Origin of the sequence: Micromonospora sp. NPDC005686, assembly GCF_042871665.1 — a bacterium.
Classification (GTDB): domain Bacteria; phylum Actinomycetota; class Actinomycetes; order Mycobacteriales; family Micromonosporaceae; genus Micromonospora.
The window spans coordinates 30,395-54,706 of sequence record NZ_JBIAIY010000001.1; the positions used below are offsets into that span (position 1 = coordinate 30,395).

19 protein-coding genes are annotated in these 24,312 nt (G+C 74.0%); 13 read left to right on the plus strand and 6 right to left on the minus strand.

Annotated elements, in window-relative coordinates; genetic code table 11:
* The first annotated feature begins 82 nt into the window (after window positions 1-82).
* The 5 genes from ACFYON_RS00150 (at window position 83) to ACFYON_RS00170 (ending at window position 4,046) form a co-directional block, all read left to right on the plus strand.
* Window positions 83-262 (plus strand): hypothetical protein, encoded by a 180-nt coding sequence (locus tag ACFYON_RS00150; RefSeq protein WP_355015114.1) that lies wholly within the window; start codon window positions 83-85, stop codon window positions 260-262.
* 31 nt (window positions 263-293) lie between these two features.
* The gene (locus tag ACFYON_RS00155) at window positions 294-1,025 is read left to right on the plus strand and encodes a methyltransferase domain-containing protein (RefSeq protein WP_354870115.1); all 732 of its coding nucleotides are present in this window, start codon (window positions 294-296) and stop codon (window positions 1,023-1,025) included.
* Complete coding sequence (locus ACFYON_RS00160) at window positions 1,022-2,209, plus strand: alkaline phosphatase family protein (RefSeq protein ID WP_387189853.1); 1,188 nt, start codon at window positions 1,022-1,024, stop codon at window positions 2,207-2,209. Before ACFYON_RS00155 ends, ACFYON_RS00160 begins: the two co-directional genes overlap by 4 nt.
* Window positions 2,210-2,269: 60 nt before the next feature.
* Entirely contained in the window at window positions 2,270-3,529 is a 1,260-nt protein-coding gene (locus ACFYON_RS00165; RefSeq protein WP_354870119.1) for a DNA polymerase IV, read from the plus strand.
* Window positions 3,530-3,644: 115 nt separating this feature from the next.
* The gene (locus tag ACFYON_RS00170; RefSeq protein ID WP_354870122.1) at window positions 3,645-4,046 is read left to right on the plus strand and encodes a DUF3040 domain-containing protein; all 402 of its coding nucleotides are present in this window, start codon (window positions 3,645-3,647) and stop codon (window positions 4,044-4,046) included.
* 376 nt (window positions 4,047-4,422) lie between these two features.
* On the opposite strand, the gene ACFYON_RS00175 is transcribed toward ACFYON_RS00170, so the two are convergent.
* From ACFYON_RS00175 to ACFYON_RS00185, 3 genes are read right to left on the minus strand one after another with little or no spacing between them, the layout of a single operon-like run.
* The gene (locus ACFYON_RS00175; RefSeq protein ID WP_354870124.1) at window positions 4,423-6,888 is read right to left on the minus strand and encodes a DUF3488 and transglutaminase-like domain-containing protein; all 2,466 of its coding nucleotides are present in this window, start codon (window positions 6,886-6,888) and stop codon (window positions 4,423-4,425) included.
* 16 nt (window positions 6,889-6,904) lie between these two features.
* A complete protein-coding gene (locus ACFYON_RS00180) occupies window positions 6,905-8,203 on the minus strand; it encodes a DUF58 domain-containing protein (protein WP_355094826.1) in 1,299 nt (432 codons plus the stop codon).
* A 1-nt stretch (window position 8,204) separates the two neighbouring features.
* A complete protein-coding gene (locus ACFYON_RS00185; RefSeq protein ID WP_354870129.1) occupies window positions 8,205-9,260 on the minus strand; it encodes a MoxR family ATPase in 1,056 nt (351 codons plus the stop codon).
* Between the two features lie 396 nt (window positions 9,261-9,656).
* On the opposite strand from ACFYON_RS00185, the gene leuS reads away from it, so the two are divergent.
* Window positions 9,657-12,497: a leucine--tRNA ligase gene (gene leuS, locus ACFYON_RS00190; protein ID WP_357707353.1), complete on the plus strand. Its 2,841-nt coding sequence runs from the start codon at window positions 9,657-9,659 to the stop codon at window positions 12,495-12,497.
* Between the two features lie 55 nt (window positions 12,498-12,552).
* Here the strand turns inward: leuS and ACFYON_RS00195 are convergent, their stop codons facing one another.
* Genes ACFYON_RS00195 through ACFYON_RS00205 form a run of 3 tightly spaced genes read right to left on the minus strand, consistent with a single transcriptional unit; the run spans window position 12,553 to window position 15,225 of the window.
* Window positions 12,553-13,236, minus strand: coding sequence for a TVP38/TMEM64 family protein (locus tag ACFYON_RS00195; protein WP_387188801.1), 684 nt, complete (start codon window positions 13,234-13,236; stop codon window positions 12,553-12,555).
* Between the two features lie 29 nt (window positions 13,237-13,265).
* A complete protein-coding gene (locus ACFYON_RS00200) occupies window positions 13,266-13,988 on the minus strand; it encodes a glutamine amidotransferase (protein WP_354870138.1) in 723 nt (240 codons plus the stop codon).
* Complete coding sequence (locus ACFYON_RS00205; protein WP_354870308.1) at window positions 13,978-15,225, minus strand: MurT ligase domain-containing protein; 1,248 nt, start codon at window positions 15,223-15,225, stop codon at window positions 13,978-13,980. The genes ACFYON_RS00200 and ACFYON_RS00205 overlap by 11 nt, the downstream gene beginning before the upstream one ends.
* A 355-nt stretch (window positions 15,226-15,580) precedes the next feature.
* Between ACFYON_RS00205 and mraZ the strand changes: the two genes are divergently transcribed.
* The 7 genes from mraZ to mraY all read left to right on the plus strand — a co-directional run bounded on the left by mraZ (window position 15,581) and on the right by mraY (window position 24,266).
* Entirely contained in the window at window positions 15,581-16,012 is a 432-nt protein-coding gene (mraZ, locus tag ACFYON_RS00210; protein WP_073831045.1) for a division/cell wall cluster transcriptional repressor MraZ, read from the plus strand.
* Window positions 16,013-16,216: 204 nt separating this feature from the next.
* Window positions 16,217-17,326 carry a 16S rRNA (cytosine(1402)-N(4))-methyltransferase RsmH gene (gene rsmH / locus ACFYON_RS00215; protein WP_354870310.1) on the plus strand — a complete coding sequence of 370 codons (1,110 nt, stop codon included), beginning with the start codon at window positions 16,217-16,219 and terminating at the stop codon, window positions 17,324-17,326.
* A complete protein-coding gene (locus ACFYON_RS00220; RefSeq protein ID WP_354870142.1) occupies window positions 17,323-17,907 on the plus strand; it encodes a hypothetical protein in 585 nt (194 codons plus the stop codon). The genes rsmH and ACFYON_RS00220 overlap by 4 nt, the downstream gene beginning before the upstream one ends.
* Window positions 17,908-17,910: 3 nt before the next feature.
* A complete protein-coding gene (locus ACFYON_RS00225) occupies window positions 17,911-20,124 on the plus strand; it encodes a penicillin-binding protein 2 (RefSeq protein ID WP_357707356.1) in 2,214 nt (737 codons plus the stop codon).
* A gap of 52 nt (window positions 20,125-20,176) precedes the next feature.
* Entirely contained in the window at window positions 20,177-21,739 is a 1,563-nt protein-coding gene (locus ACFYON_RS00230; RefSeq protein WP_387189846.1) for a UDP-N-acetylmuramoyl-L-alanyl-D-glutamate--2,6-diaminopimelate ligase, read from the plus strand.
* On the plus strand, window positions 21,736-23,145 hold the full coding sequence (murF, locus tag ACFYON_RS00235; protein WP_354870148.1) for a UDP-N-acetylmuramoyl-tripeptide--D-alanyl-D-alanine ligase: 1,410 nt from the start codon (window positions 21,736-21,738) through the stop codon (window positions 23,143-23,145). The genes ACFYON_RS00230 and murF overlap by 4 nt, the downstream gene beginning before the upstream one ends.
* Complete coding sequence (gene mraY, locus ACFYON_RS00240) at window positions 23,142-24,266, plus strand: phospho-N-acetylmuramoyl-pentapeptide-transferase (RefSeq protein ID WP_354870151.1); 1,125 nt, start codon at window positions 23,142-23,144, stop codon at window positions 24,264-24,266. The genes murF and mraY overlap by 4 nt, the downstream gene beginning before the upstream one ends.
* Window positions 24,267-24,312: the final 46 nt, after the last annotated feature.

The window sequence follows — 24,312 nt, forward strand, 5'->3', positions numbered from 1 at the left end:
TTACGGTTTCTCCGAGCCGGAGACGGGAGACTCCCGACGCGGGTGGGCAGAGTGGCCCACCCGAGGTATGGGGGATGAACCGATGACCTTTCACCGCACGAACGCCAGTGGCGTAGCCAATGCCCGGCGGACCCGCCTCGGTGCCGACTGGGCGCCCACCCACGAGGCCGAGCCGCGGGAATACCAGGTGACCGACGGCCCGGTGGCAAACAACCAGCGCTCCCGCGCCGAGGACGACCCCGCCGGAGGCGGCGAGTCCTGAACCCGGGCCGGGGGGTGACTAGGCTCGGCGCGTGGAGCAGATCCGAACCCTCACCCCCCGCACCGCCGTCATCTGGTCGGTGCTCCGGGCCGAGCTGGACCGGCGGGCCGGCGAACGACTCTCCGTGCTCGACGTCGGCGGCGGGACCGGCGGCTTCGCCGTCCCGCTCGCCGAGGCCGGTCACCAGGTCACGGTGGTCGACGCCAGCCCCGACGCGCTCGCCGCGCTGACCCGCCGGGCCGCCGAGGCCGGGGTCGCCGATCGGGTACGCGCGACGCAGGGCGACGCCGACGCCCTCACCGGACTCGTCGAACCGGCCACCGTCGACCTGGTGCTCTGCCACTCCGTCCTCGAGGTGGTCGACGAGCCGGAACCGGTGATGTCCGCGTTGGTCGCCGCGTTGCGTCCGGGTGGCGCGGCGAGCGTGCTCGTCGCCGGCCGGGCCGCCGCCGTGCTCGGCCGGGCGATGAACGGGCAACTGGACGCCGCCGCCGCGCTCGCCGCCGACCCGAACGGCACCACCGGCGGCCGGGACACGCTGCGCCGCCGCTACGACGCCGCCGACGCGAGCGCCCTGCTCACCGCCGCCGGCCTCGTCGTGGAGGAGATCCACGGGGTACGGGTGCTCGCCGACCTGCTGCCGGCCGCGGTGGCCGACGGACAGCAGGCCGCCCTGGTGGAGCTGGAGCGCGCCCTGGCCGCCCGGTCCCCGTACCGCGACCTCGCCGCCCAGCTGCACCTGTTCGCCCGCCGTCCGGCATGACCGGTCCGGCTCCCGATCCGACGCCCGTCCCGGATCCCGGCCCGCTGGACCGGGTGGCGCCGCGCTACGACGGTGACGCCCTGACCGACGTGCTGCCCAGCGCGCTGGCGTTGCTCGACGTACCGGGCGCGGCCGACCGGCTCGGCCTGGCCCCGGGCCTGACCGGGGTACGCCGGATCGCGGTGCTGCTCGTCGACGGCCTCGGCTGGTACCAGATCCCCGTCGCCGCCCCGTACGCCCCGACGCTCGCCGGCCTGGCCGCCACCGTCGGCCGGCCGATCACCACCGGCTTCCCGTCCACCACGCCGACCAGCCTGGTCAGCCTCGGCACCGGCACCCCGTCCGGCGCACACGGCGTACTCGGCTTCACGGTCCGGGTGCCCGGCACCGACCGGGTGCTCAACCACGTCGACTGGGCCGGCGACCCGGACCCGGCGAGCTGGCAGCCGGTGCCCACCTGGTACCAGCGAGCCCGCGCCGCCGGGGTCGCTGTCACAGTCGTCAGCCGCCCCGAGTTCGCCGGCAGCGGCCTGACGCTCGCCGCCAACCGGGGCGGCGACTACCGGGGCGCGGCGGGCGTCGACGCGCTCGCCGCCCGGATGCTGGCGGCGCTGGCCGCCGGGGACGGGCCCACGCTCGTCTCCGGCTACCACCCCGACCTGGACCGGCACGGGCACCTCAGCGGCGTGGACTCCGCACCCTGGCGGACCGCCGCAGCCGACGTGGACGCACTGCTGGCCCGGCTCGTCGACGGGCTGCCGCCGGACGCCGCGCTGCTGGTCACCGCCGACCACGGCCAGCTCGACGTGCCCGCCGGGCACCGGATCGACCTGGACACCGACCCCCGGCTGCGGGCCGGGGTACGGGTGGTCGCCGGTGAGCCCCGGGTCCGCTACCTGCACGTCGAGCCGGGCGCCGAGGCCGACGTGACGGCCGCCTGGACCGAGGTGCTGGGCCCGGCCGCGCAGGTGCTGACCCGGGCCGAGGCGGTGGCGACCGGCTGGTTCGGGCCGGTGCCCGAGGCGCACCTGACCCGGATCGGCGACGTGGTGGTGGTCTGCCGGGACACGTACGCGGTGGTCGCCACCCGCTCCGAACCGCCGATGGCGTCGCGGCTGGTGGCGTACCACGGCGCGGACACCGCCGCCGAGATGACCGTCCCGCTGCTGGTGGTCCGCGGCTGAGCCCGGTTCGTCCGGGCCGGCGGGCGGTGGGTTGTCGGACCGGCGGGCTAGCCTGCTGGCATGGGCCGCAGCCAGTCGTTGCCCCGAGGCGGTGATCCGCGCTTCGGGCCGGACGCCGACGACACCGGCTGCACCGTCCTGCACGTCGACATGGACGCGTTCTACGCCTCGGTGGAGGTGCGCCGCCGCCCCGAGCTGCGCAACCGGCCGGTGGTGGTGGGCGGCGTCGGGCCGCGCGGCGTGGTCAGCTCCGCCAGCTACGAGGCCCGGCGATACGGCGTCCGCAGCGCGATGCCCACCGCCCGCGCCCGGGCGCTCTGCCCCGGCGCGGTCTACCTCCCGCCCGACTTCGCCGCCTACACCGAGGCCTCGCGGGCGGTCATGCAGATCTTCCGGGACGTCACCCCGCTGGTCGAGCCGCTGTCGCTGGACGAGGCGTTCCTCGACGTGGCGGGCGCCCGCCGACTGTTCGGCCGGCCCGCCGACATCGCCGCGCTGATCCGCCGCCGGGTCGCCGAGGAACAGCGACTGACCTGCTCGGTGGGGGTGGGGCCGAGCAAGTTCGTGGCCAAACTCGGTTCCACCCGGGCAAAACCCGACGGCCTGCTCGTGGTTCCGGCCGCCCGGGTGCTGGACTTCCTGCACCCGCTGCCGGTGTCCGCCCTGTGGGGCGTGGGGGAGCGCTCCGCGGACGCGCTGCGCCGCCTCGGCCTGCGCACCGTACGCGACCTGGCCGAGGCGCCGTCCGGCCTGCTGCGTCGAGCAGTGGGCGAGGCGTCCGCCACCCAACTGCACGAGCTGGCCCGGGGGCGTGACCCGCGCGCTGTCACGCCCGAGCAGGTGGAGAAGTCGATCGGCGCCGAGGTCACGTTCGACACCGACGTGAGCGACCCGGTCGAGATCCGGCGGTCCCTGCTCGCGCTCGCCGACAAGGCCGGCGCTCGCCTGCGCGCGGCCGGACAGGTCGGGCGCACCGTGTCGCTCAAGGTCCGCTTCGCCGACTTCCGGACGATCAGCCGCTCCCGCACCCTCGCCGTGCCCACCGACACCGCCCGGGAGATGTTCGACACGGCCTGGGCGCTGTGGACCGCGCTCGCCCCCGGCGAGCCGATTCGGCTGGTCGGTGTCCGGATGGAAGGTCTCGCCCCCGCCGGGGAGACGCCGCAGCAGCTCACCCTGGGCGCGCCGGAGCGCGGCTGGCGTGAGGCGGAGGCGGCGGCCGACGCGGCGGCCGCCCGATTCGGGCGGTCCGTCATAGGTCCGGCCAGTCTTCTCGGCCGTCGCGATACACGACAAGTCGAAAAACCGGCCCGGCCGTAGGTCGTCCCGCTTTCCGACGCGCGGGGGCCCTCGTAGACTTGCGGGTAAGCAGCCGGATGGCTGCCACGGTCTGTCGGCCCGCCCGGGCCGACCAACGTGACCGGGGAGGAGTGCCGTGCCGCTCTCGGAGCACGAGCAGCGGCTGTTCGAGCAGATCGAGCGGTCGCTTGCCGAGGACCCCAAATTCGCCTCGGCCGTGCGCGCCAGCGACCCGCGTTTCCACGCGCGGCGTCGCGTGCTCGTCGCTGCCGGCCTGGTCGTCGCTGGTCTGGCCCTGTTGATCTACGGTGCCGTGATCAAGATTCCCGTGGTGGCAGTGGCGGGTTTCGTCGTCATGCTGGCCTCGTTGATCTTCGCGGCGCAGTCGCACCGCAGATCTCAGTCGCCCGACCTGCACGTGGTCGGCGGCACAACGAGCCGGCGTCGTTCCCGTGGCCGCAGTGGCGGTGGCCGCCGGGGCTCCTTCCTCGACCGGATGGAGGACCGCTGGCGGCAGCGCCCGGAGGGCCACCGCTGACCACGTCCCGCCCCTGACCTCATGGGGCGGGAGACCGGCGGCACTCATCGCAGGCGCCGCCGGGGCGACCTGCTGCCGGTCGCCGTGGCGCACGCGGCTGAGGGCGCTCTCTCGGCCATGCCCGCTCCCGGCCCGTTCGCGGGGGTGAGCCGTCCCGCCGGTCGGCGTGCGCCGCCGCGTCTCCCTCTGCACCTGTTGTGCCTGGGCCGCGCGCGCCAGAGCTGACGCTGCTGCTGGTTAGGCCCGCCATCGGGCTGCTTCGCGCTCGCCCTCCGGGGGCGGGCCGGATGTGGACACAAACTCCTTGACCACCGCTGTGACGCACGGGCGGGGCGGACGGGGGAGCGGGCGGGGAGAGGACGGGGAGAGGACGGGGTCAGCGGGCGGCGCGGCCGGCCAACAGGCGGCGAGGGCTCCAGCGCGTCAGGTGCTGCCGGACCTGGCCGCTCGTGGTCACCACCCTTGCCGACCATTCGGCCAGGCCGGTACGCCAGCGCAGCAGCACCGACGGGGGCAGCAGCGCCGCCATCAGCCGGGTACGGCGGTCCGCGCCGGCCGCCAGCGCGCCCCGCACCGTACGCAGCGCCGGCTGCAGGTCCGCGTCGGTCAACGGGTCGCGGGCGTACCGGGCTCGCTCCTCGGCGCGGCCGAGCAGGCGTACCCCGGTCGCGGCGTCTCCGCCTTCGGTGAGCGCCTCCCGGGCCAGCCGCTCGGCGGTCGCCCGCGGGGTCTCCGTGCGGTCCACCCGGACCTGGAAGTCGACGAGCGTGTCGAGCAGCTCGTCCCAGGCGGCATGCGCGTCGGCGCGGGCCGCTTCGGCGTCCACGCCGACGGCCACCTCCCGCGTCTCGCCGCGCTGGCCCGGCACCGGCAGCGCGGTGGCCGCGGGCGTGGCCGTCCGGACGCGCCGGCGGCGCAGGGCGGAACGGCGCAGGGCCGGTACGGCGAGCAGCGCCAGCAACGCCAGCAGACCGCCGGCCAGCCACCACGGCCAGACCGGGCTCTCCTCGGCCGGGCCGCCCTGGTTCAGGGTCAGGCCCTGGTCGGTCTCCTTGTCCAGCCGGTCCGCCTCGTTCGGCCCGGCCGACGGGCCGGCCGCGTCGGGAGCGGCGGTGCTGCCGGCCGAGGGGGTGACCTCCTCGGGGGCGTCGATGTCCGGCGCCCAGGCCGAGCGGACCGAGCCGGCCACCGCTGCCGCCGGGGTGGCGTCGAACGGCACCCAGCCGATCCCGCCGAAGTAGACCTCGCTCCAGGCGTGCAGGTTCTGGTTGGTCAGCACGTAGGTGCCGCCGTCTGCCCTGCTGCCGTTCGTGAACCCGACCGCCACCCGGGCGGGGATGCCGGCGGCCCGGACCAGCCAGGCCATCGCCGCGGCGTACTGCTGGCAGTAGCCGACCTTGGTGGCGAGGAAGTCGGTGATGTCCTCCCCGCTGCTGCCGTTGCGGGTGGACAGCGAGTAGGTGAAGCCGTTCTCCACCGAGAAGTAGTCGTAGATCGCCCGGACCTTGTCGTAGTCGTTCGGCTTGCCCTTCACCAACTGCGCGACCAGTTCCTCGACGGCCGGGACCGACGGCCGCTCGGTCTGCTGCCGCATCACCGGGCTGTCCGAGGGCAGCGACGGGGCCGCGCGCAGCGCCGTGGGGCTGAACGTGGACCGGACGTAGTCGAACGAGTAGCTCTTGCCGCGGGCGTTGTCCCGGTTGGAGAAGACGACCTGCTGGTTCGGGTCGTACAGCCAGTTGCCGTTGAGGTCGTCGGTGTCGACCGGCTCGGCGTAGACCGGCAGCAACGGCATGTTGAGGTTCTTCGTCACCTCGACCGTGGCGCGGTAGCGCCGCTGCTCCACGCCGCGCGTGGCGCGTTCCCCCGGGTCGGGCAGCGGGCGGCTGATCGGCCGCCCGGTAGGCACGCGTGCCTGGAAGCCGCTCGGCCGCAGGTCGTCCACCACGCCCAGGCGCAGGTAGAACGGGGTCGTCTCGTCGGTGCTGACCTTGACCAGCTCGACTTCCTGACTCTGGTTGAGCTGGCCGCTGAGCGCCGCGAACAGGTCGACCCGGCCCGAGGTGCCGCCCTGGCCCGGCCGCCCGCTGCCGTCGCCGGGCCCGTTGCCGACGTTGTTCATCAGCCCGCCGGTCATCCCGGGCACGGCCAGCGGCAGCGCCACCGCCACGATCACGCCGACCACTGCGAGCCGTCGTCCCGCCGCGGCCAGCGGGGACGCCTCCCAGACGTCCACGTCGCGCCCCTCACCGGTGAACCGGCGGCCGAACCGGCGTACCCGGTCGACGTTGTCGGTGACCAGCAGCCAGAGGTAACCGGCGGCGCCGAGCACGAACGGGGTGGCCGGGACGCTGTCCACGTACACCGCGACCGGCACCGAGTAGATGGCGAGCATCGGCAGCCCGGCCAGCGCGGGCCGGCGCAACCCGACCGCGAGCACGTCCACCACCACGGCCACCGCGCCGATGCCGAGAACCGCGAGGAACAGCAGCGAGTCGACGTCCGGCACCTCCACGCCGTACGAGCGCATGTCCTGCAACGAGGACTGGAGCAGGTCGCCGAAGTGGGTGAACGTGGCCGGGGTCGGCACGAAGGCGAGCAGTTCGGTGCCGCCGGGGAAGACCCACGTCAGGCCCAGGGTCAGCCCGGCCAGCATGGCCAGCACCTGCCCCCACAGCGGGAACCGGCCCAGGCGGCTCAACGCGGCCGAGCCGGCCACCACGGCGACCACGATGGCGGCCTGGATCAGCCAGGTCCAGCGTTCGAAGATCGCCGACAGCGGGGCCGCCGCCAGCAGCGTCGCCGCCGCGGCGACGAACCCGATGTTGCGGTGCGGGGTCACAGGGGCATCCTTCCGGTCATCGTCGTCCGCCGGCCACCGTCTCGGCCATGGCCGCCCGCAGTGCGAAACCCTGCGAGCCCCGCCCGGCCTGCGGCCACACCATCGGCAGCCGGGTGCCGTGCTCCACCCCGATGACCCGCCAGCCGCTCTGCAGCAGCGCGAGCGCGGCGGCGCCGTGTGCCCGCTCCGCCTCGGCCCGGGCGTTCGGTGGCAGGTTGAGCCAGGTGTTGCTGTCCAGCAGGAACGCCACGCAGGTGGCGCCGTTGCCGCGCAGCCCGGCCAGCAGCTCCGCCTCGGCGGCGCCGAGCGTGCCGAGCAACGCGATGATCAGACCGCCGTCGGCCCGCTGCCGGACCTGCTGCACCAGCGTGGTGATCTCACCGCGCCGGTCCAGGTGCACGTCGGCGAGATGGTCGAGCAGCAGTCCCTCGCCGCCGGCCTCGGTGGCCCCGACGTCGGCGCCGTTGCCGGTGACCAGCCGCAGCTTGTAGCCGGCCTCCCGCAGGTGCACGGTGATGCTGGCCGCGGCCGAGACCGCCCACTCGAAGCTGGCCGTCGGGCCCTCGCCCCGGTGCCCGCCGGCACGGGTGTCGAGCACCACGGTGGCGCGGCTCTCCCACGGCTGCTCCTCGCGGCGCACCATCAGCTCACCGGTGCGGGCGGTGGACTTCCAGTGCACCCGGCGCAGGTCGTCGCCCCTCCGGTACTCCCGGGTGGCGGCGTCGTCCTCGCCGTGCACGGCCACCGAGCGGGCCCGGCTGTCGCCACTGCCCGCGTACTCACCGGGGAGTCGCACCGACGGCAGCGGGGTGACCTGCGGGATCACCGTGAGGTGGTCGGTGCTGGGGAACGACCGGGTCAGTTCACACAGCCCGAACGGGTCGGTCAGCCGGATCACCAGCGGCCCGACCTCGTAGCGGCCCCGCACGTCCGCCCGGACCGTGTACGCCACGGAGCTGGCCTGGTGCGCGCCGAGCCGTTCCAGCACCACCCGGGGCCGGCTGCCCAGCGCGTACGGCAGGCGGTCCTCCAGCAGCAGCGTGCCGGTGGGCAGCCGGGACAGGTTCTGCAACCGCAGCACCACCCGGGAGCTGGCCCCGACCGGCACCCGGTGCGGCTCCAGCGACCGGTTGCAGGCCAGCTTGTACCGGCTGCGTCCGACGTACGCGGCGGCCAGCAGGGGCAGCACGGCGAGCAGGACCGCCACCCGGAGCAGGTCCTTCTCGCCGAGGATGCCGGCGGAGATCGCGGCGGCCACCGCGGCCGCCAGGAACGAGCGGCCGCGGGTGGTCAGCCCACGCAGGCCGTCGCGCACGTCACGGCCTCCGCGGCTCGTACGGCCCGCGGCCGTTGTTGCCGCCGCCGGGCCGGGTGTCGTACGGCGAGCGCTGCCGGTCGTGCGGGAGCGTCAGGCGGTGCACCAGCTCGGAGACGATCGCGTCGGTGGTGCGCCGGGCCAGTTGCGCGTCGGCGGTGGGGATGATCCGGTGCGCCAGCACCGGCACCGCGAGGACCTGGAGGTCGTCCGGCAGGACGTAGTCGCGGCCCTCCAGGGCGGCCACCGCGCGGGCGGTGCGCAGCAACTGGAGCGTGGCGCGCGGGGACGCGCCCAGGCGCAGGTCGGGCGCCTCCCGGGTGGCGGTGACCAGGTCGATCGCGTACTGCTTGACGGCGTCGGCGACGTGCACCTGCCGGACGTGGCCGATCAGCCGGCGGACGGTGGCCGCGTCGGAGACCGGCCGCAGCCCCGGCAGCGGGTCGGTGGCGGCGTGCCCGTCGAGCATCGCCAGCTCGGCCCGCGGGTCCGGGTAGCCCATGGCGATCCGGGCGGTGAACCGGTCCCGCTGCGCCTCGGGCAGCGGGTAGGTCCCCTCCATCTCGATCGGGTTCTGCGTCGCGATCACCATGAACGGCGTCTGCAACTGGTAGGTGACCCCGTCGACTGTGACCTGCCGCTCCTCCATGCACTCCAGCAGCGCCGACTGGGTCTTCGGGGAGGCCCGGTTGATCTCGTCGCCGACGACCAGGTTGGCGAAGACCGCGCCGGGGCGGAACTCGAAGTCGTGCGTCTCCTGGTTGTAGACGCTGACGCCGGTGACGTCGCTGGGAAGCAGGTCGGGGGTGAACTGGATCCGCCGGACCGAGCAGTCGATGGACCGGGCCATCGCCTTGGCGAGCTTGGTCTTGCCGACGCCGGGCACGTCCTCGATGAGCAGGTGACCCTCGGCCAGCAGCACCGCCAGGGCGAGCCGGACGGTGGCGGTCTTGCCCTCGATGACCTGCTCGATGTTGGCCACGATGGCCTCGCTGGCGGCGCGGAACTCGTCGTGCGGCAGCAGACCGCCCACCTCGTCCCAGGTCTGTTGTGTCACGGGCCTCCTCCTCGTCGCCTGGACGGCAGCTCTTTATAGAGCACCTGGACCCGCCGTTGGGTTCGCGACGCCGAGCCTCGTCTGCCGCAGTAATCTCACTGGCCTCTCAGGCTAACCATGTTTGTCGTTATCGCCGACTCCCGCAGGTGGTCGGTCGGTTACGCCCGGAATATTCGCCAGACCGGGGGACCGGACGACCGGCCGGAACGGGCGCGCCGACGCCGAGGGGGGCGAGGTACACTGCGTGCATGGCCGGGTTCTTCCTGCTTCTTACCGAGCCGTGTTGATGCGCTGAAAACGCGCGACAGCACGGCCGCCCCTCCTGCGCGAGGGGCTTTTTTGTGCCCGCAGCAGACCGCCCACATATTTCGTATCGATCCGCGCCGAGGAGACGCCATGAGTGAGGCAGCCGCACCGGCGACCGACATCCCCCCGTTCCGGTACACCGCCGCCCTGGCCGACGAGATCGAGCACCGCTGGCAGGACACCTGGGAGCGGGACGGCACCTTCCACGCGCCGAACCCGACCGGGCCGCTGGCCGACCCGGGTCACCCGCGCGCCGACGCCGAGAAGCTGTACGTGCTGGACATGTTCCCGTACCCGTCCGGCGCGGGCCTGCACGTCGGGCACCCGCTGGGCTACATCGGCACCGACTGCTACGCCCGCTACCAGCGGATGGCCGGGCGCAACGTGCTGCACGCGATGGGCTTCGACGCGTTCGGCCTGCCCGCCGAGCAGTACGCGGTGCAGACCGGCACCCACCCCCGGACCACCACGGTGGCCAACGTCGAGCGGTACCGGGAGCAGCTGCGCCGGCTGGGCCTGGGCCACGACGAGCGGCGCTCGGTGGCGACCATCGACACCGACTTCTACCGCTGGACCCAGTGGATCTTCCTGCAGGTCTTCAACTCCTGGTACGACGCCGAGGCCAGGAAGGCCCGCCCGATCGCCGAGCTGATCGCCGAGTTCGAGGGCGGCACCCGTGCCACCCCCGACGGGCGTCAGTGGGCCGAGCTGACAGTGGGGGAGCGGCGGCGGATCGTCGACGACCACCGCCTGGCGTACGTCTCGGAGGCGCCGGTGAACTGGTGCCCGGGGCTGGGCACCGTGCTGGCGAACGAGGAGGTCACCGCCGACGGCCGCTCCGAGCGCGGCAACTTCCCGGTCTTCAAGCGCAATCTGAAGCAGTGGATGATGCGGATCACCGCGTACGGGGACCGGCTGCTGGAGGACCTGGACACACTGGACTGGCCCGAGCCGATCAAGCTGCAGCAGCGCAACTGGATCGGCCGGTCGACCGGCGCGCACATCGACTTCCCGACCGGCGCGGCCCCGGTGCGGGTGTTCACGACCCGGCCGGACACCGTCTTCGGCGCCACCTACATGGTGCTGGCGCCCGAGCACGAGCTGGTCGACGTGCTGACGCCGGCCGCCTGGCCGGAGGGCACCCGGGACGCCTGGACCGGTGGGCACGCCGGCCCGCGCGAGGCCGTCGAGGCGTACCGGAAGGCCGCCGCGGCCAAGACGGACGTGGAGCGGCAGGCGGACAGCAAGGAGAAGACCGGCGTCTTCGTCGGCGCCTACGCCATCAACCCGGCGACCGGTGGGCAGATCCCGATCTTCATCGCCGACTACGTGCTGGCCGGGTACGGCACCGGCGCGATCATGGCAGTGCCCGCCCAGGACGAGCGGGACTGGGACTTCGCCGAGGTCTTCGAGCTGCCGATCGTGCGGACCGTGCAGCCGCCGGAGGGCTTCGACGGCAAGGCGTACACCGGGGACGGCCCGGCCGTCAACAGCGCCGCGCCGGAGCGCGGCATCGACCTGGACGGCCTGGGCGTGGCCGACGCCAAGGCGCGCATCATCGGGTGGCTGGAGGCGAACGGGCACGGGGCCGGCGCGGTCACCTGGCGGCTGCGCGACTGGCTGTTCTCCCGGCAGCGCTACTGGGGCGAGCCGTTCCCGATCGTGTACGACTCCACCGGCGCGCCGATCGCGCTGCCCGAGTCGATGCTGCCGGTCGAGCTGCCCGAGGTGGAGGACTTCTCGCCGAAGACGTTCGACCCGGAGGACGCCGGCAGCAACCCGGAGACCCCGCTGTCGCGGCGGCGCGACTGGGTGGAGGTGGAGCTGGACCTGGGTGACGGGCCCAAGCGCTACACCCGGGAGACCAACGTGATGCCGCAGTGGGCCGGCTCCTGCTGGTACGAGCTGCGTTACCTGGACCCGACCAACTCGCAACGCTTCGCCGACCCGGAGAACGAGGCGTACTGGATGGGGCCGCGCGGCGCGGGCGACTGCGGGGGCACCGACCTGTACGTCGGCGGCGCCGAGCACGCCGTGCTGCACCTGCTGTACGCCCGGTTCTGGCACAAGGTGCTGTACGACCTGGGCCACGTCTCGTCGTTCGAGCCGTTCCGCCGGCTGTTCAACCAGGGCATGATCCAGGCGTACGCGTTCGTCGACCCGCGCGGCGCCTACGTGCCCGCCGAGGAGGTCGTCGAGGTCGACGGCCGCTGGTTCCACGGCGAGACCGAGGTCCGGCGCGAGTACGGCAAGATGGGCAAGTCGCTGAAGAACGTGGTCACCCCGGACGACATGTGTGCGGCGTACGGGGCGGACACGTTCCGGGTGTACGAGATGTCGATGGGCCCGCTGGAGGTGTCCCGCCCGTGGGAGACCCGGGCGGTGGTCGGCTCGTACCGCTTCCTGCAGCGCGTCTGGCGCACCGTCGTCGACGAGCAGACCGGTGAGCTGCGGGTCACCGACGAGCCGGCCGACGACGCGACCCGGCGGCTGCTGCACAAGGCGATCGACGGGGTCCGCGCCGACATGGACGGGATCCGGTTCAACACCGCCATCGCCAAGCTGATCGAGCTGACGAACGGCCTGACCCGGCTGGCGCGTACCCCGCGTGAGGTGGCCGAGCCGCTGGTGCTGATGGTCGCGCCGTTCGCCCCGCACATGGCCGAGGAGCTGTGGCACAAGCTGGGCCACGAGGACTCGCTGGCGTACGCGGACTTCCCGGTCGCCGACCCGGCCCTGCTGGTGGCCGAGTCGGTCACGTACCCGGTGCAGGTCAACGGCAAGGTCCGCGGCCGGGTCGAGGTGCCGGCCGACGCGACCGAGGAGACCGTGCGCGCGGCGGCGCTGGAGGCGGTGGCCGGCGCGCTGGCCGGCAAGGAGCCGCGCAAGGTGATCGTGGTGAAGGGGCGGATGGTCTCCGTCGTCGCCTGAGACCGCGGCGTGGGCGTGCCGATCCGGGTGCGCCCCCGCCGGGTCGCCGGCCGGCTCAGCCCTGGTCGAGGCGGCGGCGCCGTTCCGCCCGCCACCAGCGGTGGATGAGCAGCGCGCTGGCGATCAGGCCGAGGCTGGCCGGCGCGGCCGCGTACCAGTTGATCGAACCGGGACTGGTGGCGGCCGCGCCGATCGCCGCGTAGCCGATCGCGGTCGGGGCGGAGGCGATCACGCTGCCGGCCAGGAACGGCAGCACCCGGGCGGCGGTGGTGCCGTAGCCGTAGCTGACCAGACCGAACCCGGCGATCGGCAGCAGCCGCACGGTGACCACGCCGACGACGCTCTGCCGGGCGAACCAGCCGTCGAGGCGGGCCAGCCGGCCGCGTACCCGCTCGGCGACGAAGTCGCGCCCGAGCACCCGGCCGACAGTGAAGCCGATGGCCGCCGCGAGCAGCGCCGCGCCGAGCGCGTACGCGGCGCCCTGCACCGGGCCGAAGATCGCGCCCGCGGCGAGCGTGACGAACGTCCGCGGCACCAGCGCCACCAGCAGCAGCGCACCGCCGATCACCGCCGCGGGCGGGCCGTAGCCGCCGAGCGAGTCGGCGAGCCGGGGCAGGGCGGCCGGATCCGGCCGGGGCGCCAGCAGCAGCGTCACGCCGAACCCGGCGAGCAGCAGCAGAAGCAGCCCGAACCGGCGCGCCGAGGGCTGCCGCAGCAACCCGGCGAGCCTGCGGGCCACCGGTCGCCGCCCCGGCCGGGCGGCGTCGGTCACGGCCTCGGTGCGGCGGCCACCGCTGCGCGGCGCTCGGAGCGGAGCCGGTCGGCCCAGGTGTCGTCGAGCGGGGGGAGCTGGTGGATGCCGGTCGCCCAGCGCAGCAGCAGGTCGGCCAGGTCCGGGTTGCGGGCCAGCGCCGGGCCGTGCGAGTAGGTGCCGAGCAGCTTGCCCCGCCACGCGCCCTCGGTGGCCCCGTCGTTGCCGACCCCGGCGGTGACCCGGGCCAGCGGGGACACGCCCGGGCCGAGGTGGGTGCGGCCGCCGTGGTTCTCGAAGCCGGACAGGTGCGGGATGCCCAGCCGCGGGTCGACCTCGCCGGCCAGCTCGCCCACCGCGCGGGTGGGGCCCCGGTCGGAGGAGAGGTCGAGCAGTTCCAGCCCGGTGCATCGGGTGCCCTTGGCGAAGAAGGAGGTGCCGAGAAGCTGGTAGCCGGCGCAGACGCCGAACACCACCGAACCCTGGGCCACCGCCCGGTGCAGGCCGCCGTCGGCGATCAGGCGCTGGGCGCCGAGCGCCTGCGGGCCGTCCTCGCCGCCGCCGATCAGGTAGATGTCGGCGGTGGCGGGCAGCCGCTGGTCGGAGCGGACCTCGAGCACCTCGACCGGCATGCCGCGCAGCTGGGCCCGGCGGGCCAGGATCAGCATGTTGCCCCGGTCGCCGTAGGTGGACAGCAGGTCGGGATAGATCCAGACGATGCGCAGGCTCTCAGTTGACACGGTCCAGCTCCGCTCGGATGTCCTGGAAGGCGGTGTAGTTGGCGATGACCTCCAGCCGGCCCGGCGGCACCGCGCGGACCGCCTCGTCGAAGCTGCGTACGTGCTGGAACGGCACGCCGTTCACCTCCAGCCGCACCGCCAGGTCGTACGCCCGGTCGCCGGTGATCAGCACCTGTCGGCCGATCAGTGGGGAGAAGTCCACGTCGAACAGCCAGGAGGTGTCCAGCCCGTCGGGGTCGCGGGCGTTTATGGACAGCAGTGTCGGCGCGACGTCGGCCATGTCGAACGCCTCCAGCCAGCTCGCCGGGTTCTTCGCCAGCAGCAGCCGGATGTTGCGCCCGTCGCGGTCCACCTGGGCGTAGCGGCCGGCCACCGAGGTGACGCTGCCGAGCCGGGAGACCGCGTCCACCGGGCGTACGCCGAACTCGGCGGCGACGGCCAGGGCGGTGGCCGCGTTGCCCAGGTTGACCTTGCCGGGGAGCTGGAGCTGGATCTTGTGCCAGGCCCCTGTGGGGTCGAGCACGCCGTCGTCCTCGACCGTCCAGTTCGGCTCGGGACGGCGCAGCGGGCAGCCGGTGCACCACCACTGCTCGCCGGAACGCTGGATGGTGGAGCCGCACTCGGGGCAGACCCAGGAGTCGTCGTGCCAGCGCTGCCCGGCGCTGAACCAGGTGACGTGCGGCGGCACGTGGCCCTGGGCCGGGTCGGCCGGCGGGCAGGCGGCCCACACCACCATCGGGTCGTCGGCGTTGGCGACCACCCGTACCCGCGGGTGCCGGACCAGGGCGGCGCGCCAGAGCTGCGCCATCATGGCGACCTCCTTGGCGCGGTCGAGCTGGTCGCGCGAGAGGTTGAGCAGCGCCACCACGTGCGGCTCGGTCGCCTCCAGCACCTGGGCGAGGTAGTGCTCGTCCACCTCCAGCACCGCGTACGGCGTGCTGCCGGCCTTGGCCAGCGCCGAGGTGTGGCCGGTGGGCATGTTCGCGCCGAAGGAGTTGGTGGCGACCCGGCCGAGCACGCCGACCGCGGCGGTGGTGAGCCGGGTCGTGGTGGTCTTGCCGTTGGTGCCGGACACCAGGGCGATCGCGCGCCCGGCCGAGAGGTGGGCGAGCAGGTCCGGGTCGATCTTGAGGCCGATCCAGCCGCCGATCACCGAGCCGTCGCCACGGCCCGCGGCCCGCGACAGCGCCGCGGCGGTGCGCGACACAGAGCTGGCCACCTTCGCCCGCAAGGGCATCTTCGCGTCCGTCACCCGAGCGAGGTTACCGGACCGCCACCTCCACCAGATCGCCGCCGACGGCGAACCGTTCGGCCGGGGACGGCGCGGCGGACGGCCGGAGCGCGTGGGGCCGGACGGCGGCGGTCGATGTCGGGTAGCGGACGGTGCGGCGGGCGCCCTGCCCCCTCCACTCCGCCCCACCCGGGTTGACGTGCGGTTTTGCGCGCGGAAACGCCACGCCGCGCGGGCGATTCTGGTTGCAGGTGGAGGGAAGTGGAGTAGAGTGGGGCGCGATGGTGAGGCCGGGAGGGCCGCACCGGCCCGGGGGGTCAGCGGCGCCGCGAACGCCGCTCAGGGCGAGGGGGTTGGGCCGATGTTCCTCGGCACCCACACTCCGCGCCTGGACGACAAAGGCCGGTTGATCCTTCCGGCGAAGTTCCGGGATGAGCTGGCGGGGGGTGTCGTGATCACCAAAGGGCAGGAGCGCTGCCTCTACGTCTTCCCGATGCCCGAGTTCCAGCGCATCGCCGACCAGTTGCGCGCGCAGCCGATGACGAGCAAGGCGGCCCGGGCCTACAGCCGGGTCTTCTTCGCCAGCGCGCACGACGAGGTGCCGGACAAGCAGGGGCGGGTCACGATTCCCGGCCACCTGCGGTCGTACGCGGCACTGGACCGGGATCTGGTCGTGATCGGAGCGAGCACCCGGGTGGAGATCTGGGACAGGGCGGCCTGGGAGGCCTACCTCGCGGAGAGCGAAGACGACTTCGCCGACATCGAGGAGGGGGTGCTGCCCGGCGGTCTGTAGGGCGTGACGGCGCCCGACGTACTGCGAGATCTCCAGCCGCTTTCGAGTTCCTGGCACCCCTTCCCCGGTGCCAGGCGCACGATCCGACACGGAGGGCCTCGGCCTCCGGCGGGCGGGAGCGGATGGGGATCTGGCGGTATGGCGAGGCGTCGTGGCGACGACGGACACGTGACCGAACGGCTGGCGAACGGGGTGGGGGTCGACATGGGGGAGCTACGCGGCACGCACGTGCCGGTGCTGCTCGAGCGGTGCCTCGAGCTGCTGGCCCCCGCACTGGGCCGGCCCGGTCGCACCGTGCACGTCGACGCCACGCTCGGCCTGGCCGGACACGCCGAGGCGGTGCTCACGGCGCACCCGGACACGGTGCTGATCGGCCTGGACCGGGACACCGAGGCGCTGGCCCACGCGCGGGTCCGCCTGGCCCGGTTCGCCGACCGGATCCACCTGGAGCACGCCGTCTACGACGAGCTGCCCGAGGTGCTCGACCGGCTCGGTTACCCGGCGATCGACGGGGTGCTGTTCGACCTCGGCGTCTCGTCCCTGCAACTCGACGCGCCCGACCGCGGGTTCGCGTACGCGCAGGACGCGCCGCTGGACATGCGGATGGACCAGACCCGGGGGGTGACCGCCGAGGAGGTGGTCAACACCTACTCCCACCCGGACCTGGCCCGCCTGCTGCGGGTGTACGGCGAGGAGAAGTTCGCCGGAAAGATCGCCTCGGCGATCATCCGGGAGCGGGAGCGGACCCGGATCACGTCCTCGGCCCGGCTGGCCGAGCTGGTCCGCGACGCCATTCCGGCCCCGGCCCGACGAACCGGTGGACACCCGGCGAAGAGAACGTTTCAGGCTTTACGGATCGAGGTAAACAGAGAGCTGGCAGCGCTGGAGACGGCGCTGCCGGCTGCTCTGGACAAGCTCACAGTGGGCGGCCGCATGGTGGTCCTGTCCTACCACTCGCTGGAGGACCGGCTCACCAAGCAGGCGCTCGCCGACCGGGTCCGCAGTAAGGGCCCGATCGACCTCCCGGTCGAGCTGCCCGGGTCGGGCCCGACGTTCCGGCTGTTGAGCCGGGGCGCCGAGCTGCCCGGGGAGACGGAGGTGGCCGCGAACCCGCGTGCCGCCTCGGTGCGGCTGCGAGCAGCGGAACGCCTCGACCCGGAGGCGGCCCGGCAGGGGCGTACCGACCGCGAACGGTACCGCCGCCGGGCGAAGGCGATGCACCAACCGGGGACGGGGTCACCGGGGTCCGGCGAGGACCCGCGGTCGGCCCCGGGAGACGCGAACGGGACGGACGAGGAGGGGGAGGGGACATGAACGTCGAGAAGCGCGACGGCCGGGGAGCCGTCGGGCAGCGCGCACCGCGGTCGGGGGGCCGGACCGCGGCGCAGCGCACCACGCGAGACACGACGGCGGCCGGCGGCCGGGAGGACACTCGCGCCCGGGGGGCGGCGCGCGAGTTCCCGACCCAGGGCAGCGCCGCCCTGCGGCCGGCCGAGCGTACCCGGGTCACCGGCACGCCGGCGCCGCGCCTGCGGGTCGCCCCGCCGGCGCCGATCCGGGTTCCCCGGGCGCCCTTCGTCGCGTTGATCCTGGTGCTCGTGGTCGGCGGGGTGCTGGGCATCCTGGCCGTCAACACCAAGATCAACGAGAACGCCTTCAAGCTGGAGAAGCTCCAGCAGCAGCAGAACAAGCTCAACGTCGACGAGCAGGAGCTGAAGAAGGAGATCGCCGAGCAGAAGGCGCCCGGCAACCTGACCGCGAACGCCCGCAAGCTGGGCCTGGTCGAGTCCGAGGACCCGGCGTACATCCGGCTGCCGGACGGGCAGACCATCGGGGTGCCGCACCCCGCGCAGGGCGCCCCGTCGGTCACCAGCCAGCAGGGCAACGGAGGCTGAGCGATGCCGCCGAGATCGGAGGATCCGCGCCGGGACGCCACTGGCTCCCGGCGCGGATCGTCGCGGGGGTCGGAGCCGCGCGAGCCGGGCCTCGGCGGGATCTCCGACGCCCGCGCGTACACCCCGCGCGGGCGGACCGTGCGTGAGGGCGGTGGCGCCGAGCAACGGCGTACCCCCCGGAGCAACCGGTCCGGCGACCCGTTCCGACCCGCGTTGCAGGTGCTCGACGGCGGCCGGGCCGGGCGGGCCGGCACACGCGAGCCCGCCACCGACGGCGCCCGGTCCGGCCGCCGGTCCACCGCCGCGGGCAGCCGGGCCGGCGTGGTGCGGACTGTCTCGTCCCGGCCGGTGCGGGAACCGTTCGACGACGAGGACGACGCACCGCCGCCGCGCCGCCGGTCCCAGCCGCGCCGCCCGGCCGCCCAGCCCCGCCGCCCGGTCCGCAAGCCGCGCCGGCCGCCGCGGCTGGGCGACCCGCGCCGGCGCCTGCGGCTCGGCACCCTGCTGGCGCTGACGCTGTTCGCCAGCATCGGCGTGCGCCTGGTCTACCTCCAGACCGTGGACACCCCGGCATACGCCGACGGCGGCCTGCCCAACCGGCTCGCCGTGGTCGAGCTGCCCGCCGCGCGCGGGGCGATCCTCGACCGCAGCGGCGAGCCGCTGGCGCACAGCGTCGAGGCCCGGTACGTGTTCGCCGACCCGACCCGGGTCAAGGACCGGTTCGCCGCCGCGCGCCTGCTCTCCCCGCTGCTCGGGATGCCCGCCTCCGACCTGGCCGAGAAGATGCGCAAGCGCACCCTGCCCGGCACCGACACCCCGTTGCAGTTCGTCTACCTGGCCCGTGGCGTCGAGATCGGCACCGCCAAGCGGATCATGGCGCTCGAACTGGCCGGCATCAACGTGCACCGCGACGAGCGTCGTGAGGTGCCCGGCGGCGACCTGGCCGCCAACCTGATCGGCTTCGTCAGCCAGGACATGAACGGCCTGGAGGGCTTGGAGGCCAAGTACGACGACGTGCTGCGCGGGCAGGCGGGTAAGCGGACCTACGAGGTGGGCCTCGGAGACCTGGCCGCACCCATCCCGGGCGGCTACAGCCGCACCACCCAGCCGCAACCGGGCAGCTCGCTGAAGCTCACCGTCGACCGGGACCTGCAGTTCATGACGCAGCGGATCCTGGCCCGGCAGACGGCGAAGGTGAAGGGCAGCGTCGGCGCGGCGGTGATCATCGAGGTGCCGAGCGGTGAGGTGCTGGCGCAGGCCAGCCAGCCCACGTACGACGCGGCCAACCCCACGAAGGTCGGCTCGCCGGCCGACCGGGACGACGCGGCCACCACCTTCGTGGTCGACCCCGGCTCGATCCACAAGGCGATCACGTACGGCGCGGCGCTCCAGGAGGGCGTGATCACGCCGGACACCTCGTTCCCGGTGGCGAACACGATCGTGCGGGGCGGCATCACCTTCCGCGACACCCACCCGGTGGGCGGCCGCACCATGAGCATCCCCGGCATGCTCGCCTACTCGTCGAACGTCGGCACCATCGAGGTCGCCGAGAAACTGGGCAAGGAGCGGCTGTTCGACTACCAGAAGCGGTTCGGGCTGGGCCAGGCGACGGGCGAGGGCATGCCCGGTGAGGCGCCCGGCCGGCTGCTGCCGCCGGACCAGTGGAGCGGCTCGGCGTACGGGTCGGTGCCGATCGGGCACAGCGTGGACGCCACGCCGCTGCAGATGGCCGCCGCGTACGCCGCCATCGCCAACAACGGCACGTACGTGCAGCCGCACCTGGTCAAGGAGACCATCGGCGCGGACGGCGCGCGCAGCCCCGCCGCGGCGCCCACCACCCGTTCGGTGCTCAGCCCGGCCAACGCGGCGGCGCTGCGCCAGATGATGGAGGCGGTCACCACGGTCGACGGCCCGGAAGGCCCGGCGACCGGGCTGGCCGCGGCGGTGCCCGGCTACCGGGTGGCCGGCAAGACCGGCACCGGGCTGCGCTACGACGGCGGCAAGCTCCAGCCCGGCGAGGTCGGCTCGTTCATCGGCATGGCCCCGGCGGAGAACCCCCGGTACGTGGTGGCGGTCTTCGTGTGGAGCCCCGGCGGCGGTGGCGGCGCGGTCGCCGCGCCCGCGTTCCGGGAGATGATGGGCTTCACTCTCCGCCACTACCGGGTGCCGCCGTCGCTCACGAACAAGTCCCCGAAGTTCGAGGTCTTTCCGCGCTGAGCGGGGACGGCGGGACATCATCGGTGAGTGGCGACGAACCACCGGGGCGGCTGTGCGGTCGGAACCGGACGACCGGGTAGGGTCTGACGCCGTGCCCGGCAATCCACGTCCCACAACCGTGCGTCCCGTACGGCTCGGCGACCTCGCCGCCCGCCTGGCGGCGACCGTGCCGGAGGAGGCCGCCGAGCCGGCCGTCACCGGCGTGACCCACGCCAGCCAGGAGGTACGCCCCGGCGACCTGTACGCCGCCCTGCCCGGCGTCCGGCGCCACGGCGCGGAGTTCGCCGCCGCCGCCGCCGAGGCGGGCGCGGTGGCGCTGCTCACCGACCCGGCAGGCGTGGCGCTGGCGGCCGGCACGGACCTGCCCGTGCTCGTCGTCGACGACCCGCGCGACGCGCTCGGCGAGGTGGCCTCGACCATCTACGGCGACCCGACCGCCGGCCTGGCCGTGATCGGGGTGACCGGCACCGCCGGCAAGACCTCCACCAGCTACCTGGTGGAGTCCGGGCTGCGCGCCGCCGGGCACGTCACCGGACTCATCGGCACCGTGGAGACCCGCCTCGGGGACCTGGTGATCGACAGCGTCCGGACCACACCGGAGGCCACCGACCTGCATGCCATGCTCGCGGTGGCCCGCGAGCACGGGGTGGACACCGTGGTCATGGAGGTGTCCAGCCACGCCCTCGCCATGGGCCGGGTCGGCGGTGTCCGGTTCGACGTCGGCGGCTACACCAACTTCGGCTCCGACCACCTGGACTTCCACGCCGACGAGGCGGACTACTTCGCGGCCAAGGCCAGGCTGTTCGACGGCCGCTGCCGGGTCGAGGTGCTCAACCACGACGATCCGGCGCTGCGCCCGCTGTACAAGCCGGGCACCGTCACCTACTCGGCGGCCGGCGACCCGGACGCGACCTGGTGGGCCGACGGCGTCGACGGCGAGGGGTACGCGCAGCGCTTCACGCTGCACGGGCCGGACGGCCTGATGTTGCCCACCGGCGTGGCGCTGCCCGGCCGGCACAACGTCGCGAACGCGCTGCTGGCCGTCGCGCTGCTGGTCGCCGCCGGGGTGGACGCGGAGACGGCGGCGCGCGGCGTGGCCGCCTGCGGTGGCGTGCCGGGCCGGCTGGAACTGGTCAGCGGGGACGCCCCGGTGCGCGGGGTCGTCGACTACGCCCACAAGGCCAACGCGATCGAGGCGGTGCTGACCGCGCTGCGCGGCCTGACCACCGGCCGGCTGATCTGCGTGCTCGGCGCCGGCGGCGACCGGGACCGGGGCAAGCGGCCGGTGATGGGCGGCGTGGCCGCGCGCGGCGCCGACGTGGTGCTGGTGACCGACGACAACCCGCGGACCGAGGACCCGGCCGCGATCCGGGCCGAGGTGCTGGCCGGCGCGTACGCCGCCGCGACCCCGGCCCGCGCCATCGAGGTGCCCGGACGGCGGGCGGCGATCGAGGAGGCGGTCCGGGTGGCCGAACCGGGTGACGTGGTGGCCGTGCTGGGTAAGGGCCAGGAACGCGGACAGGAGATCGGCGGCGAGGTGCTGCCGTTCGACGACCGGGTGGAGCTGGCGGCGGCGCTGCGCGCCCGCTTCGGTGACCTGGTGGGTCAGCGGTGATCCCGCTGACGCTGGCCGAGGTGGCCGCCGCTGTCGACGGCCGGCTGGCCGGTGCCGACCCGGACGCCCGGATCACCGGCACCGTCGAGTTCGACTCCCGCAAGGTGAGCCCGGGCGGGCTGTTCGTCGCCTTCCCCGGGGAGCAGGTGGACGGCCACGACTACGCGGCCGGCGCAATCTCCGCCGGCGCGGTGGCGGTGCTCGGCACCCGGGAGGTGCCGGGCGTGCCGATGGTGCTGGTCGGCGACGCGCTCGACGCGATGGGCCGGTTGGCCCGCACGGTGGTCGACCGGCTGCCCGGGCTGACGGTGATCGGGCTGACCGGATCGTCCGGCAAGACCACCACCAAGGACCTGATCGCCCAGATCGCGGTCCGGCTCGGCGCGACGGTGGCGCCGCCCGGCTCGTTCAACAACGAGCTGGGGCACCCGTACACGGCGTTGCAGGCCACCTCCCAGACCCGCTACCTGGTGATGGAGAAGGGCGCCCGCGGGGTCGGGCACGTCCGCTACCTGTGCGACGTGGTGCCGCCGCGGATCTCGGTGGTGCTCAACGTCGGCGTGGCGCACCTGGGCGAGTTCGGCTCGGTGGAGGCCATCGCGCTCGCCAAGGGGGAGCTGGTCGAGGCGCTGCCGGAAGACGGGCTGGCCGTGCTCAACGCCGACGACCCGCGGGTCGACGCGATGGCGACGCGTACCCGGGCCCGGGTGATCCGCTACGGCGAGTCGGAGCGCGCCGACGTGCGGGCCGTGGAGGTGACGCTCGACGGCCGGGGACGGCCGTCGTACACCCTTGTCACCCCGGAGGGCAGCGCGCCGGTGCGGCTCGGGCTGACCGGCCGGCACCAGGTCTCCAACTCGCTCGCCGCCGCAGCGGTCGGCCGGGAGCTGGGCCTGCCGCTGCCCGACCTGGCGGCGGCGCTGAACGAGCTGGGCCTGGTCTCCACCCGGCGGATGGACGTCTTCGAGCGTCCCGACGGGGTGACCGTGATCGACGACTCGTACAACGCCAACCCGGCCTCCACCGGCGTGGCGCTGCGGGCGTTGGCCAGCATGCGCGGGGAGGGGCGTACCGTCGCGGTGCTCGGCTACATGGCCGAGCTGGGCGACTTCGAACGCGAGGGGCATCAGCAGGTCGGCCGGCTCGCGGCCGAGCTGGGAGTGGACCGGCTGCTCGTGGTGGGCGAGCCGGCGGCGCCGATCCACGAGGGCGCGACAGCGGTAGGTAACTGGGGAGGAGAGTCGGTGCTGCTCACCGATCAGGCGGCGGCCGTCGAGGTGCTGCGGAGCGGGCTGCGTCCGGGAGACGTGGTGCTGGTTAAGGGCTCCCGGTACCGGACCTGGGAGGTGGCCGACGCGCTGCGCGCGGACGCCCCCGAGGGCGCGACGGAGGGCGGCGCCGCATGAGGGCGGTCATCGTCGCCATCGGCGTCGCGTTCCTGATCTCGCTGTTCGGCACCCCGATCGCGATCAAGGTGTTCACCCGGCTCAAGGCCGGGCAGCCGATCCGGGCCGAGGGCCCGGCCATGCACCAGGGCAAGAAGGGCACGCCGACGATGGGCGGCGTGGTGTTCATCCTGGCCACCGTCATCGCGTACGTCGCCGGGCACCTGGCGCTGACCACGCTGCCGGACAAGCAGATCGCGCAGGTCGAGCCGACCATCACGGCGCTGGTGCTGCTGGGGCTGATGGTGTTCTCCGGTGCGGTCGGCTTCATCGACGACTTCCTGAAGGTGCGCAAGCGGCACAGCGGCGGCCTCAACAAGCGCGGCAAGCTGGCCGGGCAGATCCTTGTCGGCGCGGCGTTCGGCGCGGTGGCGGTCTACTTCCCGTCGAGCATGACCGACGTCAGCGGCAACGCGACGAACACCGAGACGGTCGGCAGCACCACGCTGAGCTTCATCCGGGACATCACGGCGCTGGAGATCGGCAAGGTCGGCGCGGTGATCGTGATCATCATGGTGGTGATGGCGGCCACGAACGGCGTCAACCTCACCGACGGCCTGGACGGACTGGCCACCGGCGCCTCGGTGATGGTGCTCGCGGCGTACGCGCTCATCGCGTTCTGGCAGTACCGGCACTGGTGCGCCGACCCGAACTACACCGAGTCGTACTGCTACGCCGTGCGTGACCCGCTGGAGATCGCGCTGATCGCCGGTGCGGCGGCCGGGGCGTGTGTGGGCTTCCTGTGGTGGAACACGTCCCCGGCGCGGATCTTCATGGGTGACACCGGCGCGCTCGGCCTGGGTGGCCTGATCGCCGGCATGGCGATGTCCACCCGGACCATCCTGCTGCTGCCGATCCTGGGCGGCCTGTTCGTGATCGTCACGATGTCCGTGGTCATCCAGATCATCTCCTTCCGTACCACCGGCAAGCGCGTGTTCCGGATGTCGCCGCTGCAGCACCACTTCGAGCTGGCCGGCTGGAGCGAGGTAAACATCGTGGTCCGCTTCTGGATCATCGCCGGCATCGGCGTGGCCATCGCGCTGGGGCTGTTCTACAGCGAGTTCCTCGCCGCCGTGAGCTGACGGCCGACACGCCGACCGGGCCGTTGCGCCACGGGCGGGCGGGTCG